Below are 14,917 nucleotides of genomic sequence, written 5' to 3' on the forward strand. Positions count from 1 at the left end.
AGCGGTCGGTCAGTACACGTCGCGGACGTACCGCTTCTCTTTCTTCATACGGGCCAGATACTCCTGGGCCGCGTTCTCCGAACCACCCGACTGCCCGGCGATGACGTCCAGCAGGGCGGTCTCGACATCCTTGGCCATGCGTGAGGCGTCCCCGCAGACGTAGAAGTAGGCCCCGTCCTCGAGCCAGCGGTAGAGCTCCTCCGCCTCCTGTCTCATCCGGGTCTGCACGTACACCTTCTCCGCCTGGTCCCGGGAAAAGGCGAGCGACAGTTTCGTCAGCACGCCACGTTCCGACAGTCCCGTCAGCTCCTCCTCGTAGATGAAGTCGGTGGCGCGGTGCTGGTCGCCGAAGAACAGCCAGTTGGAACCCGTGGCACCGGATTCCGCCCGCTCGTGGAGGAAACCCCGGAACGGGGCGATGCCGGTACCGGGGCCCACCATGATCACCGGTCTCGAACCGTCCTCCGGGACGCTGAATGCAGCATTGGGCTGCAGCCAGATTCCGGTCAGGTCACCGTCGGCGATACGGTCGGAGAGGTAGGTCGAGCACACTCCTCCGTGGCTGCGGGCACCGGGGCCGCTGCTGTGCCTGACCGAGGCGACGGTGAGGTGTATCCGGTCCGGGCTCGCCAACGGTGACGAGGAGATGGAGTACTGACGGGCCTGGAGAGGACGCAGCAGTTCCAGCAGTCGTTCAGCCGTGAAACGTACCGACGGGTTCTCTTCGAGCAGGTCAAGGATGTCACGTCCCCACAGGTAGGAGTCCAGGGCGTCCCGGTCGTCACGGCGGATGACGTCTGCGAGAACTCCTTCGGGTGCGGCGTCCGCGACCGCGGTGATGAAGTCCCGTCCCGGTGTGCGGATCTCCCGGGAGGTCAGCACCGTGTCGAACAGTGTCCCACCGCCGTCACCCGGGGAGTCCTGCGAGCCGTCGAGCCCGAGACGACCGAGGACCGCTCCGACGAGTTCCGGGTCATTGACCGGCATGACCGCGAGAGCGTCCCCTGCGGTGTAGGTGATCCCTGAGTCTGCGAGGTCGAACTCGTAGTGGTGGATCTCCTTGGCACTGCCGGGGGCGGACAGGCGACGACTGGCGGCGAGTGCGGCGGGGAAAGGACTCTTCCGGCTCCATTTCGGACCCGTGGACCTGCGCTCCTGTGCACTTCCGGTCCCCGCCCCCGCACCGGCAGGTGGCGCTCCGGCGGCACCGGCGGGAGCCCGCCTCTTCTATACATCTCGAAGTGTATAAGAGACAGATTCGGGGCTCCTCGTACACCTTCCCCCCCTGGCCCCCGGAAAAGGGGAGGGGCCGGTTCGCCAGCACGCCACGTTCCCGCCGGCCCGTCAGCCCCTTCGCAGGTGGCGCTCCGGCGGCACCGGCGGGAGCTTCGGCGACGACTGCCGCGACCGCGGCGTCGATCCACCGTGCGGCGCAGTCCTCGTAGTCGACGTCGCAGTCGACCCGGGCGGTGAGGCGACGGGCACCGAGCTGCTCCAGTCGGATGTCAATGTCACGGCCGGCCTGGCAGAAGTCGTCGTAGCCGGAGTCACCGAGGGCCAGGACCGCGAAACTGAGGTGTTCCAGACGCTGCATGTCAGGGGAGGACAGGGCCTCCCAGAACATCTCCGCATTGTCCGGCATGTCCCCCTCACCGTAGGTGGAGGTGACGATGAGAACATGACCTGCGCCGGAGGTGAGGACACCGGTGCCGGCACTGTCCAGTTCACTGACGTTGGCACCCAGGCCGGAGGCGCGCAGTCCTCCGGCGAGCTGGTCGGCGAGGTCGGAGGAGTTTCCGGTCTGTGACCCGTAGAGCACCTCGACGGTGAGCTGCGCGGCGGGCGCCTGGTAGCGCTCGCGGCCCAGGTCCAGTCCGGCGAAGAACCCGTCGAGCCAGGTCTGCTGTTCCACCGAGAACGGGGCCCCGGTGGGAAGTCGGAGTGTCATACCTCAGCTCCCTTCATCTCCCGCCACCCTGCGACAAGGTCGTCGAGGGAGGCGTTGGCGATAGCTTTGTCGATCCGGGTGTCGTCCAGGCGGGCACAGTTCTTCAGGTCCTGGTGCATGATCCACCCGTAGGTTGCGGGGGACACGGTGCCCCGCACGTTACGGCGTTCCAGGGACGCCTTGTAGTCCCCGAGCCGTTTCGTGGCGATGAGGACGGCCAGCTGCTCGTCGTCGAGCGAGTCCATGGAGTCGCGGAGGTAGCGGACGACCTTCTGCATCACGAAGAAGTCCTCGGTGAGGATCAGTTTGCGGGTGGCGTCGTCGATACGTGGGTCGCCGGGGTCGACCGCGCCGGTGACCCGTTCACGGGCGAACTCCCGGGCGACGTTGAGAATTGTGTACGAGGCGATGAGACCGAACATGGTCGCGGCCCCCTCGGGTGAGGTGTCACCGGCACCCGGCACCCTGCCTCCTGCGACGACCCTCCGGTCCCGGTAGTCGGTCTTGAACGCATGCAGCCGGTCGGTCGCCACGGCGGTGGCCAGTTCGTCGAGGAGTTCCTTCCTGCCGGCGGCGGCGAGGATGGCGTCGGCGTCCTGGTAGAGCAGCAGTGCCCGGGGCATACCGCAGACGATGTGCGTCCGGGTGTTCTCCCAGTCCTCCCGCAGCCGGGTGGCCAGGGCGGACCCTGTCGCCCCGATGTGCATGTCGAGGAGCTGGAGCACCGTGGCCTCGTGGAAGGGTTCCGCATCGCACAACGGGAAGGTGACCAGGGAATCGTGGCTGGCGATCTCCGGGACCCTGCCGTCGGGATCGTACTGGTAGAGGAAACCGCCGGACATGCCGTTGCCGAGGCCCTTGCCCACCGACCCGAGGTTCAGGACGGTGCCGTTGGTCATGTACTCGGCACCGAACTCGCCGAAGCCCTCGACCACGGCCGTCGCACCGGAGTTGCGCACGGCGAAACGGTCGCCTGCCTCACCCTCGACGAAGAGTCGCCCACCGGTCGCCCCGAAGAGCGCGAAGTTGCCGATGAGGACATTGCCTCCGGGATCGGGGGAACCTCCGCCGGGGGAGCGGACGACCACGGTCCCGCCGCACTGGCTCTTGCCGACCCCGTCGTTGGCGGTGCCGGTGTGCTCCAGGACCATGCCGTCACTGCAGAACACGCCGTAGGACTGTCCGGCTGCGCCGGAGGTACGTACGGTGACCGTTCCCTCGTCGAGGAAGGCACGGCCCCGGTCGTCCCGGAGTGTGGCGGGGAGTGCGTCGACCTCTGCTGCGGTGAGGGCGGGACCGGTTCCGACCTCCGCGGAGTTGGAGTGGTTGAGGAGGCGTTCGATGTCGACCGCGAGTTGTCCGCCGACGGACTTGTCCCAGTTGTGCAGGACGATGTCCTCGACGGTGACGTTGCGTTCGCCACGGTCGACGAGTGCCTCACGCACGACCGTCAGCAGGTGGTCGTCGGTGGAGAAGTTCTTCTCCAGGTACACCGGGTCGGTGACCTTCTTCTCCGGGACGAGGGCGAGCATCTTCCGCAGGTCGAGGCGTCCGACTGAGGCGGGGTGCTCCAGCAGCTGGAGCAGGTCGGAACGTCCGCGTGCCTCCCGCAGGGAGTGCAGTCCCAGCCGGCCGAGGATCCCCCGGACATCGTGGGCGATGTTGAGCAGGTACTGGGCCAGGGCACGCGGATCACCGTTGAACGCCTCCGCGTTGGTGGTCAGTCCCGCAGGGCATTTGATGTTGCAGTTCTTCGCCATGACGCAGCGCAGCATCATCAGGGCGGTGGTGCCGAACTCGAAGGAGTCGCCGCCGAGGAGGGCGGAGACCACGACGTCGCGCCCGGTCTGGTGGGCACCGGAACAGCGCAGGACGACCTTGTCCCTCAGCCCGTTGACCATCAGAGCCTGATGGACCTCGGCGATCCCGATCTCGGCGGAACGGCCGGCGTACTTCAGACTGGTGACCGCCGCCGCCCCGGTACCGCCGGTGTTGCCCGCGACGTTGATCACGTCCGCCCCTGCCTTCGCCACACCCACCGCGATCGTGCCGATGCCCTCGGAGGAGACGAGCTTGACGATGACCCGGACGCGGGCGGCCTTGCAGTCGTGGATGAGCTGGGCGAGGTCCTCGATGGAGTAGGTGTCGTGGTGGGGAGGAGGGGAGACAAGTTCAATGCCGGGGGTCCCGCCACGTGCCGCGGCGATGTCCACGGTGACCTTCGCCGCGGGCAGCTGTCCGCCCTCGCCGGGCTTCGCGCCCTGCCCGATCTTGATCTCCAGCTCCTCGAGCTGGGGGTCGGCGAGGTAACCGGCCCAGATCCCGAACCTTCCTGAGGCGAACTGCTTGATCCTCGATCCGCGGATGGTCCCTGCCCGTGAGAAATGCTCGCCGCCCTCACCGCAGTTCGACATGCCGCCGACCATGTTCGTGCCGTGGGCGACCGCCTCATGGGCGGTGGCGACGAGAGCACCGTGGCTCATCGCCCCGGACGCCAGCGTGCGGGTGATCTCGTGGGCGGGCTGGACCTCCGACAGGGCAAGACTCGGCGGTGCCGGACGCAGCATACCGAGGAAGCGTGCAGCCCGGCCGTGGGCGCTGACGAGCAGTTCAGCTGCGGAGATGCGAACGCCCAGCACGGCGTCCCCGAACGTCTCACGGAACCACACGGCGAGTTCAGCGTGACCGCCGAGACGTCCCTCCGGGTCGGTGAGCACCAGTGCCCAGGTGTCTGTGCCGGCCGGGCTGACGTCGAGTCCGCGGACGCAGATCGAGTCATTTCCTTCCAGAGAGAAGGTCCCCAGCTGGCGGTCGAAGTCCTCTGACAGCCGCATACCGGTGACGTCGGCGGGGAGGGCGAGGATGTCACGCAGGGCGGAAGGACGCCGTGCCCGCTCCGCCTTGGTGGTGGAGACGAAGTCGCGGTAGCCCGGGGTGACCTTGAATGAGTCGATCTGTTCATCGGTGAGGCGTCCGAAGCCTGCGTTCGTGTAGGCGGAGTCGGTGATCCCGAAGGCGTCCCTGAGCTGGCCCAGAGTGAGCAGACGCAGCTCATCCCCGACATCGTCCCGGTTACTGTCCCGGGCATTGTCGCGGGCACTGTCCCCGGCGACGGTGGCGTCCTTCCCGCTGCCTGACCGGGCGGCCGTGGCCGCCGGCGGGACGGTCGGGGAGGGCAGTGCCAGGGGTTCGTCGGTCAGACCGGTGAACCCGCGCACCGCACTCGTGCCGAAGGAGTGGCCGGCGCCTTCCGACCGTTCCTTGAACAGTCCGAGCAGAGGAATGTCGGAATCCTCGGTGATCGAGGCGGCACGCCGGTGCCATTCAGTGGCCGCCTCGGCGATGCGGCGGAAGCCCACCCCCCGGACCGGGGCGTCCATGTGCGGGAAGCACCGGGCGAGGGCAGGGTCACGGGTGTCGAGGTAGTTCGGCTCGAAGAACTCCCCGCCGATGTAGCTCTCCACGGTGCACAGGCCGACCCGTCCCATGGTCTTCCCGAGCTGCTTGAGTGCGGCCTTACGGAACCGGTCGAAGGCTCTGTCTGTCTCCGTGTACTCACCGGCGGGACCCGTCGGAGCCGGATACTTCTCCTCTGCCCGCAGACGGGCGGAAAGGCTGTACACGGCGGCGGCGCCGAAACCGAGGGCGGAGGCGATGTGGTGGGAGCTGGGCAGCTGACCGGAGTCGGCGATCACGGACACGCGCATGCGCAGGCCGTCGGCGATGAGCCGCTGGTTCACCGCAGAAACGGCGAGCAGCAGGGGGACCGGGGCGTGACCGGTGTCCACTGAGCGGTCGGAGAGCACGGCGATGCCGCCCTTCTCTGCCGCGAAGCGGGCGACGGCGTCACAAAGGCGGTCGAGGGCGTCGGTGAGGGAGTCGGCGTTGGCGTCCGGGTCCCCGGCGACCGGCTCGTAGAGCAGGTCGAAGCGACGCAACGGCACCAGGTTCTGCTCCCGCAGGCGCAGCATGTCCAGATGGGACAGGATCGGGGACTCCACGATGATCTGGTGGGTGGGTTCGCGCGGGTCCTCGGTGTCCCTGCCGTCCGGCTTGGCACCCAGGGCGACCCGGAACGTCATCCCGTCAGCCTCCCTGATCGAGTCCAACGGCGGATTGGTGACCTGGGCGAAACGCTGCGAGAAGTACTTCGCCATCCCGCCCTCGGTGTCAGACAGGGCGTTGATCGCGTTGCCGTACCCCATCGCAGAGATCCGCTCCGCGCCGTTGGCCAGCATCGGGTCCATCATGAACCGGAAGCTCTCCTGGTTCATCGAGTAGGCCACGAACCGCCCGGCCAGGGACAGGTCACCCTGGTACCCGAGAGTGCTGGTGCCGCGTTCCAGACCGGTGACCGGGATGTCCCGGATGTCGGTACGGGCGGACGAGAGCAGGGACGCGTAGTCCCGGCGGGAGGCGAGCTCTTCGAGGGTCTCCCGTGTCCGCCGGATCTGACCGGTCCGGTGGTCCAGGATGAGCATGCCGCCTGCCTCGATCCGGCCCCGGTGGAGGACCTCGTCGGGCTCCGCCTCGAGCTGTCCCGCCTCCGAGGAGACCATGAGGTACTCGGCCGTCTCGATGCTGCGCAGGGGACGCAGCCCGAGACGGTCCAGGCGGGCGCCGACGACGTCGCCGTCGTTGAAGATCACGGCCGCCGGGCCGTCGTTCTTCTCCTCGTACAGGGAGAAGTACTCCAGCATGTCCCTGACCGGCTCCGGGAGTGAGGTGTCGTTCTCCCAGGCGGGGGGCATCAGTGAGACCACGGCCTCCACGATGTCGAGACGGTCGTCGAAGACCCGGGACTGCAGGGTCTGGTCGAGACGGGAGGAATCCGACTGTCCGGGTGGGCGGATGATGTGACGCTGGCGTGAGGCCGCGGCAGCCTCATCACTGATCCGGTTCTTGCGGTCCGTGTTGAGCTCGCCGTTGTGCGCCATGAGACGGAACGGCTGCGCCATCGACGGGTGCGGTTCCGTGTTCGTGGAGAACCGGGTGTGGAAGTACATGGTGCGCACACTGTGCGCAGGATCGGTGAGGTCGGCGAACCAGGGGATGACCTCGTCGGCGTTGAGCCTCCCCTTGAGGACCTGGGTGCGGGTCGACAAGGACAACGGATACAGGCCCCGGAGACCGGGACGCGAGTACGCCTCCTGCTCGATGCGCAGCAGTGCCGAGTTCGCCGCACGGTCTGCGGCGCCGGCGGACATGCCGGAGGGGACGGTGAAGATCCACTGCAGGATCGGCAGCTGGTAAGCCAGTGCCGCCGGACGGACCGCCGACGGGTTGACGGGCACCTCCCGGATCTTCACCACCTCCAGCCCCTCGGCCTCGAGAGCGGATCCGATGAGGTCGCGGGCGTCACCGGTGTGCCCCGGTTCTTCGGGCATGAAGAAATTACCGACGCCGAAACGCCGCTCCTCGAGGGGGGTTCCGGTGACGGCGGAGAAGAATTCCACGGACAGGTCGATGTTCACCCCGGCGCCGTCGCCGACGCCTTCGGAGGACATGCCGCCCCGGTGGGGGATGGCGCAGAGTGCGCGGTGGCCACGGTCCAGGACGTCGTGGGTGGGGACGCCGTCCTTACGTGTGAGGAATCCGACGCCGCAGGAGCTGTGCTCGCGGGACGGGTCGTACAGGCCGAATGTCGAACTCATGAACGGGTTGATCTTTCGCCTCGGGGTACCCGGTCAGCGGCAACCGCTTGTGGCGGAGTTCTGCGTGACTGCCAGGTGTGCCATTGCTCTGGTCAGGTTAGACTAACCGATCCGTATCGTGAGATCGAATCGAACATCCCGACGAAATAGCAGGGTAACGTGTGCGAAATATGACCGAAACAATGTGGACGGGGAGAGGTGCCCAAGAGACTGCCGGCGACCGCCGGGCCGCCGCCGACCGGCGGCCGGGGCGTGTCCGGCGTCGTACTAAGATCACCTGCATGAACCGACAGACGCTGGTCGCGCCCTCCATCCTCGCCGCCGACTTCTCCGATCTCGCCGGAAGTGTCGCACAGGTCCCGGGGGCGGACTGGCTCCACATCGACATCATGGACAATCACTTCGTCCCCAACCTCAGTTTCGGTCTCCCCGTCGCCGAGGCCGTGCGCACGCACACGGACCTGTTCACCGACGTGCACCTCATGATCGAGAACCCGCAACGGTGGGCCCCGCTCTACGCCGCCTTCGACAGCGTCACCTTCCACCTCGAGGCGGTGGAGGACGTGGCGGCCGCCACCGCCCTCGCCGACGAACTGCACCGGGCCGGGACCCGCGCCGGGGTGTCGGTGAAGCCGGGGACACCGGTGGAGCCGCTCCTCGACAGTCTGGCGTCCTTCGACGTCGTCCTGGTGATGAGTGTCGAACCCGGTTTCGGCGGCCAGGCGTTCATGCCGGAGGTTCTCGGCAAGGTCCGGGCACTGCGATCGCGGATAGACGCCGGGTCCCTGTCGACCCTGGTCGAGATCGACGGCGGTATCAGCGTGGAGACCGCGGCGGCCGCCGGGGCTGCCGGGGTGGACGTGCTCGTCGCAGGGTCCAGTGTCTTCGGCTCGGACGACCCCCAGGCTGCAGTGGACGCCATCCGGGCCTCCGCCGCGGAAGCCCGGCAGTGACCGGCCCTGCAGTGACCGGCCCTGCAGGACACGGACCGGTCGGACAGGCCTGTTCCGGACGCCCCGACCCCTACCTCCGGCTCACCGGCGACCCCGGGATCGCCCGGGCCCTGGCCGCCGCTGATGCCGCCGGGCAGGAGGTGCGCGGCACAACCTCGCCCAACCCACCGGTGGGGGCGGCGATCCTCGATTCCGCCGGTACCCTCGTCGCGACCGGTGCGACCAGTCCCGTCGGCGGTCCCCACGCCGAGGTCAACGCCCTCACTGCAGCGGGACCGGCAGCCCGGGGCGGCACGGCCGTGGTCACCCTGGAACCCTGCAACCACACCGGTCGGACCGGCCCCTGCACCCGTGCACTGCTCGACGCCGGGGTCGCACGGGTCGTCTACGCCTTCGCCGACCCCGGGGACGTGGAGGGAGGCGGGGCCGACTATCTGCGTGACCACGGGGTCGAGGTCACCGGACCGCTGGTCACCTCCGCAACGGACCTGTCCGGGGTCCCCCGGTTCAGTGTGGAACCCTGGCTGGTCTCACGCAGGCACGGCCGTGCCCACCTCACACTGAAGTTCGCCGGGACGCTCGACGGTTTCGCCGCAGCCACCGACGGAACCTCGCAGTGGATCACCGGGGACAGCGCACGGGCCCGCGTCCACCTCGACCGGGCCCGCCGTGACGCCGTGATCGTAGGGACAGGGACGGTGCTCACCGACAATCCCCGCCTCACGGCACGGCTGCCCGACGGCAGCCTGCGTGACCGGCAGCCGACCCGGGTGGTGCTCGGACGGACGTCGCTTCCGCAGGACGCCGCGGTCCTGCCTGCCCTGCGGTACGACGGGCACGACCCGGAGGCCGTCCTGACGGACCTGGCGGCCAGGGGCCTGGTCGATGTCCTGGTCGAGGGAGGTCCGCACCTCGCGGCGTCCTTCATCGCCGCAGGCATGGTCGACGAAGTCGACGCGTACACGGCGCCGGCGCTGCTGGGGGCGGGCGTGCCGGTCGTCGCACCCGACCCGGCCACAGCCACCACCGTTGCGGGAACCCGGAGGCTCATCCTGCGGTCCGTGGAGATCCTCGGCGGGGACATCCTCACCGTCGCCGGCACACATCCCTGACCGGCAGTCGTCCCGGACCGGGGCACCGGACAGTCGCCGCCGCCTCCACCAGATGAACCCGGACGACAGGCGGGAAGCCGACGTGCCCTACACTGACTGCCATGTTCACTGGAATCGTCGAGGAGACGGGCACCGTCGCAGCCGTGGAGCCCACAGCCGACGCCCGACGTCTCCGGATAGCCTGCAGAACCGTCGTCGGGGACGCCGTCCACGGTGCATCCGTCGCGGTCAACGGGGTCTGCCTGACCGTCACCGATTTTGACGCCTCCGGTGACAACCCCGGATTCTGGGCGGACTGCATGCAGGTCACCCTCGACTACACCACCGTCGGCGACCTCACCGTCGGCGACCGGGTCAACCTGGAACGGGCGGTCCCTGCCGGAGGGCGTCTCGGCGGACACATCGTGCAGGGCCACGTCGACGGGACCGCCGTGCTCGAGTCCCGTACCCCCGGCAGTGAGTGGGAGATCCTCCGCTTCAGGCTCGAGGACCCGTCACTGGGCAGGTACATCGCCAAGAAGGGAAGCGTCGCGGTGAACGGGACGTCACTCACCGTGGCCGAGATCGGACCGGTGACCGAACCGTGGTTCGAGGTGTCACTGATCCCGGCCACCCTCGCCGGTACTGTCCTGGGTGACCTGCAGGTCGGTGACCGGGTCAACATCGAGTGCGACGTGCTCGCGAAATATCTCGAGCGGCTCGTCGGGGCGTCCCCCTCCACGACCGGCACAGGCACAGATAATGCCGGCACCGCAGGTACGGAGGTTCGTCACGGTGAGTGAGTCCACGGCCCGAACCTCCCTGCTCGACCCCGTCGAGGACGCGATCGCCGACATCGCGGCAGGCAAGGCGGTCGTCGTCGTCGACGACGAGAACCGCGAGAACGAAGGGGACATCATCTTCGCCGCGGAGAAGGCGACCCCCGAACTCGTCGCCTTCACCGTGCAGCACTCCTCGGGGTACATCTGCGCCACCCTCACCGACGAGGACGCCGACCGGCTGGGACTGCCTCCCATGGTCGCGCGTAACGAGGACGTGCGCGGCACCGCCTACACCGTCACCGTCGACGCCGCAGAAGGCGTGACCACCGGAATCAGCGCCACCGACCGTGCCACCACCATCCGCAGGCTCGCCGACCCCGCCTCAGACAGGGCGACCTTCCACCGGCCCGGCCACGTGGTGCCGTTGCGGGCCCGGGCCGGCGGTGTCCTCGAGAGGGTCGGTCACACGGAGGCGTCAGTGGACCTGGCGAGGGCCGCGGGACTTCGTCCTGTCGGAGTGCTCTGCGAGGTCGTCTCCACCGAAGACCCGACCGGCATGGCGAGACTTCCGGAACTGCGCCGCTTCTGCGACGAACACGGGCTCTCCCTGATCTCCATTGAGCAGCTCGCCGAATGGCGCAGGGTGAACACCCCGGTGGTGACCCGTCAGGTCGAGACTCGGCTGCCCACCAGTCACGGAGAGTTCCGTGCGGTGGCCTACCGCGGCGTCATCGACGGTGTCGAACACGTCGCCCTCGTCGCCGGTGACCCGTCCTCCCACGACGGTGAAGACGTGCTGGTCCGGGTTCATTCGGAATGCCTCACCGGTGACGTCTTCGGTTCCCTGCGCTGCGACTGCGGCGAACAGCTTCACGTGGCGATGGACCGCATCGCCGAATCCGGCAGGGGAGTGCTCGTGTACCTGCGCGGTCAGGAGGGCCGGGGGATCGGACTGCTGCCGAAGCTCACCGCCTACAACCTTCAGGACCGGGGACTCGACACCGTGGACGCCAACACCGCCCAGGGCCTGCCGGTCGACTCGCGCGAATACAGCGCGGCAGCCCAGATCCTCCGTGACCTGGGGGTCAGGTCGGTGGCACTGCTGTCCAACAATCCGGCGAAACGTCTCGACCTCGAACGGCACGGCGTGTCCGTCTCCCGTCGGGTGCCGATCGATCTTCCGCCCAATCCTGAGAACGAGTTCTACCTCCGGACCAAGCGTGACAGGATGGGGCACCAGCTCGACTCCCTGACCGACAGGTTCCCGGAACCTGCCCCGCACCCCGGCACGCCGGGTGCCGGGGCACAGCCCGGTGCCGCACGTCCCGCCCGCACCGACTGAGACCGCTTCCGACGACCATTCCGGACGACCATTCCCGTCCACCGACCCTTCTACGAGGAGCTCCCATGTCCGCCGACGGCATCGCCGACATCACCCTGAAGCCCGGCTGTGGAGACGGGTACCGGATCGCCGTCGTGTCGGCGTCCTGGAACGCCGACATCACCGACCGGCTCCACGCCCACGCCGTCTCCACACTGAGGGAGCTCGGCGTCCTCGTCGACGACTGGCGTGTCGTCGGATGCATGGAACTTCCCGTCGTCGTCAAGGCTGCCCTGCAGACCCATGACGCGGTCGTCGCCAACGGGTGCGTGATCCGTGGGGACACCGCCCACTTCGACTATGTCTGCCGTTCGGTGACCGACGGACTGACCCGTGCCGCCCTGGACTCGGGCAGACCGGTGGGCAACGGAGTTCTCACCGTGGAGACGCTGGAACAGGCCGTGGAACGTTCCGGTGTGCCCGGTGCGGTGGAGGACAAGGGTGCCGACGCCGCCCGTGCCGCCCTCCACACACTGCTCGTCCTCGACGACATCGGAACCCGGGGGTAGGCAGGTCCGGGTTAGGCCGGCGACGGCGCCCCGGGGTAACGTGGGCCGACGTGAGCACGGCTGATTCCACCGCTGATACATCCGCACCGACCGGCAACGGTTCCCGTCAGAAGGCCGGGGGCCGGAGTGAAGACTGGCTGCTGACCGTCACCTCCCCGTTCCTCAGGCGGGTGGCCTGGATCGCCGTGGTGGTGATCATGGTGGTGCACATCTTCATGGGGGTCGTGTCTGCCGTGGGAGACACCGGGGCGACCGTGACCGTCGTCGACCAGTGGGCTTTCGTCGGTCTGGGCGTCCTCTTCTCTGCGGCGGTCCTGACCCTGACGCGCCCACGGGTCAGGGTCAACGCCCGTGGCGTGGAGGTCCGCAACATCACCGGTGCGCGGTTCTACCCGTGGAAGATGGTCTACGGTCTGTCCTTCCCCCGCAACGCCCGCTGGGCCCGCCTGGAGCTCCCGGACTTCGAGTTTGTCCCGATGATGGCCTTCCAGATCGGCGACAAGGCAACCGTCGCGGAGAAGGTCGAGGAGTTCCGTCGCCTCGAGGACCGATACATGCCCGAAGAGTAGGCGGGGACCTCAGATGGCAGATCCCTCCACCTACCGGCCGGCACCGGGTACGGTACCCACCGACCCGGGCGTCTACACTTTCCGGGACGCCGACGACCGCGTCCTCTACGTCGGCAAGGCGAAGAACCTGCGCAACCGCCTGTCGAACTACTTCCAGGATCCCGCCCACCTCAGTCCCCGGATCCGGACGATGGTCTTCAGCGCCGACCACGTCCAGTGGACCGTGGTCTCCAGTGAGCTGGAGGCCCTGAACCTCGAGTACACGTGGATCAAGAAGTTCGCCCCCCGGTTCAACGTCATGTACCGGGACGACAAGACCTACCCGGTACTCGCGGTGAGCGTGAAGGAGAAGTACCCCAGGGCCTTCCTCTACCGGGGTCCGCGGCGTAAGGGTGTCCGCTACTTCGGTCCGTACCCGAAGGCGTGGGCGATCCGGGAGACCCTGGAGTCACTGACACGGGTGTTCCCGGTACGTACCTGCACCAACGGCGTGTTCCGCAGGCATGAGCAGCTGGGAAGACCCTGTCTGCTGGGGTACATCGACCGGTGCTCGGCACCCTGTGTGGGCCGGGTGTCGCCGTCGGAGCACATGGAGCTCGTCGACGGGTTCTGCTCTTTCCTCGCCGGGGGGAACACCGAGCGGGTGATGCGTGAGGTCCGTCATGAGATGGAGGAGGCCGCCGGCGACCTCGACTTCGAACGCGCGGCGTCCCTGCGTGACCAGCTCGCCGCGATGGACTCCGCGATGGAGAAGCAGGCCGTGGTCTTCTCCGACGCGACCGACGCCGACGTGATCGCGACGGCCGGCGACGACCTGGAGACCGCCGTGCAGATCTTCCACGTCCGTGGCGGACGGATCCGTGGTCAGCGCGGCTGGGTGGTGGAGACCGGCGACGGTGCCGACGGTGGTGACCTGCCGGGCCTGCTGGCAGACTTCCTCACCCAGTTCTACGGACAGTCGGCTGAACTGTCGGATGCGACGGAATCCGCGGTGGGCGGTAACTCCAGGGCCGCGGCGAGCCGTGAGGTGACACTCGAGCCGGTACCCCGGGAGATTCTCCTGCCCGCACAGCCGGAGGACGCCGCGGAGATGACCGACTGGCTGACAGGACTGCGGGGGGCGAAGGTGACTCTGCGCACCCCGCAACGGGGTGACAAGAAAGCCCTGATGGACACGGCCGCGGAGAACGCCCGCCAGGCACTGCGCCAGCACAAGCTGGCCCGCGTCGGAGACATCACCGCGCGCTCCGCCGCACTGGAGGACCTGCGTGAGGCGTTGTGGATGGACGAGTCGCCCCTGCGGATCGAATGTACCGACATCTCCCACATCCAGGGCACCGATGTCGTCGCCAGTCTGGTGGTCTTCGAGGACGGTCTGCCCAGGAAAGCCGACTACCGTCGGTACCGTATCCGGGAGGCGGCCGGCGGGGGGCACTCCGATGACGTGGCCTCGATCGCGGAAGTGGTCCGCCGCAGGTTCCGCAGGTACCGGGAGGACCGGACCGCTGTCCCCGAGGGTGACGACGGGGGAGAGCGTCTCGAGGGCGAGGTCACCGTCCGGGAGGCGGAGGCCGGCACCGCCCGTTTCGCCTATCCTCCACAGCTGTTCATCGTCGACGGTGGGCGTCCCCAGGTGGAGGCGGCGCAGGCCGTGCTCGACGAACTGGGGGTCACCGACGTCACTCTCGTGGGTATAGCCAAGCGGCTGGAAGAGCTGTGGGTGCCGGGGCAGGACTACCCGGTCATTGTCGCGCGCAATTCTCCGGCACTGTACCTGGTGCAGCAGATCCGTGACGAGGCCCACCGGTTCGCGATCACGTTCCACCGCGCCAGCCGTGGACGCCGGATGACCCGGTCGGTTCTCGACGACGTCCCCGGCCTGGGGCCGAAGCGCCGTGCCCAGCTGGTGAAGGCCTTCGGTTCGGTGGCGAGGGTGAGGGAGGCGGGGGAGGAGGCTGTCGCGGCACTGCCCGGCTTCGGTCCCCGGCTCGCGGCGGCCGTCATCAGTGCGCTGGACGGGCACTATTCCC

Annotated in this window: 8 protein-coding genes and 1 pseudogene; 7 read left to right on the forward strand and 2 right to left on the reverse strand. The window is 68.3% G+C overall.

Going from position 1 to position 14,917, the window contains the following annotated elements; all coding sequences use genetic code 11:
* Window positions 1–9: 9 nt before the first annotated feature.
* Window positions 10–1,948, reverse strand: a pseudogene (locus BN3906_RS15530) (diflavin oxidoreductase).
* On the reverse strand, window positions 1,945–7,602 hold the full coding sequence (locus BN3906_RS11945; RefSeq protein ID WP_066588724.1) for a glutamate synthase-related protein: 5,658 nt from the start codon (window positions 7,600–7,602) through the stop codon (window positions 1,945–1,947). The pseudogene BN3906_RS15530 and the gene BN3906_RS11945 overlap by 4 nt, the downstream one beginning before the upstream one ends.
* A 281-nt stretch (window positions 7,603–7,883) precedes the next feature.
* On the opposite strand from BN3906_RS11945, the gene rpe reads away from it, so the two are divergent.
* The 7 genes from rpe to uvrC all read left to right on the forward strand — a co-directional run.
* The gene (gene rpe / locus BN3906_RS11950; RefSeq protein ID WP_066588727.1) at window positions 7,884–8,555 is read left to right on the forward strand and encodes a ribulose-phosphate 3-epimerase; all 672 of its coding nucleotides are present in this window, start codon (window positions 7,884–7,886) and stop codon (window positions 8,553–8,555) included.
* Between the two features lie 98 nt (window positions 8,556–8,653).
* Window positions 8,654–9,667 carry a bifunctional diaminohydroxyphosphoribosylaminopyrimidine deaminase/5-amino-6-(5-phosphoribosylamino)uracil reductase RibD gene (gene ribD, locus BN3906_RS11955; RefSeq protein ID WP_066589935.1) on the forward strand — a complete coding sequence of 338 codons (1,014 nt, stop codon included), beginning with the start codon at window positions 8,654–8,656 and terminating at the stop codon, window positions 9,665–9,667.
* Between the two features lie 101 nt (window positions 9,668–9,768).
* Window positions 9,769–10,449: a riboflavin synthase gene (locus tag BN3906_RS11960; protein WP_066588730.1), complete on the forward strand. Its 681-nt coding sequence runs from the start codon at window positions 9,769–9,771 to the stop codon at window positions 10,447–10,449.
* Window positions 10,409–11,770, forward strand: coding sequence for a bifunctional 3,4-dihydroxy-2-butanone-4-phosphate synthase/GTP cyclohydrolase II (locus BN3906_RS11965; protein WP_390620348.1), 1,362 nt, complete (start codon window positions 10,409–10,411; stop codon window positions 11,768–11,770). The genes BN3906_RS11960 and BN3906_RS11965 overlap by 41 nt, the downstream gene beginning before the upstream one ends.
* Before the next feature lie 65 nt (window positions 11,771–11,835).
* On the forward strand, window positions 11,836–12,318 hold the full coding sequence (gene ribH, locus BN3906_RS11970) for a 6,7-dimethyl-8-ribityllumazine synthase (protein ID WP_066588737.1): 483 nt from the start codon (window positions 11,836–11,838) through the stop codon (window positions 12,316–12,318).
* A gap of 50 nt (window positions 12,319–12,368) precedes the next feature.
* Window positions 12,369–12,887 (forward strand): PH domain-containing protein, encoded by a 519-nt coding sequence (locus BN3906_RS11975; protein ID WP_227870959.1) that lies wholly within the window; start codon window positions 12,369–12,371, stop codon window positions 12,885–12,887.
* Window positions 12,888–12,900: 13 nt separating this feature from the next.
* The coding region (gene uvrC / locus BN3906_RS11980; RefSeq protein WP_066588740.1) for an excinuclease ABC subunit UvrC at window positions 12,901–14,917 on the forward strand (2,017 nt) is incomplete at its 3' end.

Origin of the sequence: Corynebacterium provencense (genome assembly GCA_900049755.1) — a bacterium.
Classification (GTDB): Bacteria; Actinomycetota; Actinomycetes; order Mycobacteriales; family Mycobacteriaceae; genus Corynebacterium; species Corynebacterium neomassiliense.

Coding starts and splice junctions, on each gene's coding strand:
- BN3906_RS11945 (WP_066588724.1), bottom strand. CDS start 7,602: ATGAGTTCGACATTCGGCCTGTACGACCCGTCCCGCGAGCACAGCTCC.
- rpe (WP_066588727.1), top strand. CDS start 7,884: ATGAACCGACAGACGCTGGTCGCGCCCTCCATCCTCGCCGCCGACTTC.
- BN3906_RS11960 (WP_066588730.1), top strand. CDS start 9,769: ATGTTCACTGGAATCGTCGAGGAGACGGGCACCGTCGCAGCCGTGGAG.
- BN3906_RS11965 (WP_390620348.1), top strand. CDS start 10,409: ATGCCGGCACCGCAGGTACGGAGGTTCGTCACGGTGAGTGAGTCCACG.
- ribH (WP_066588737.1), top strand. CDS start 11,836: ATGTCCGCCGACGGCATCGCCGACATCACCCTGAAGCCCGGCTGTGGA.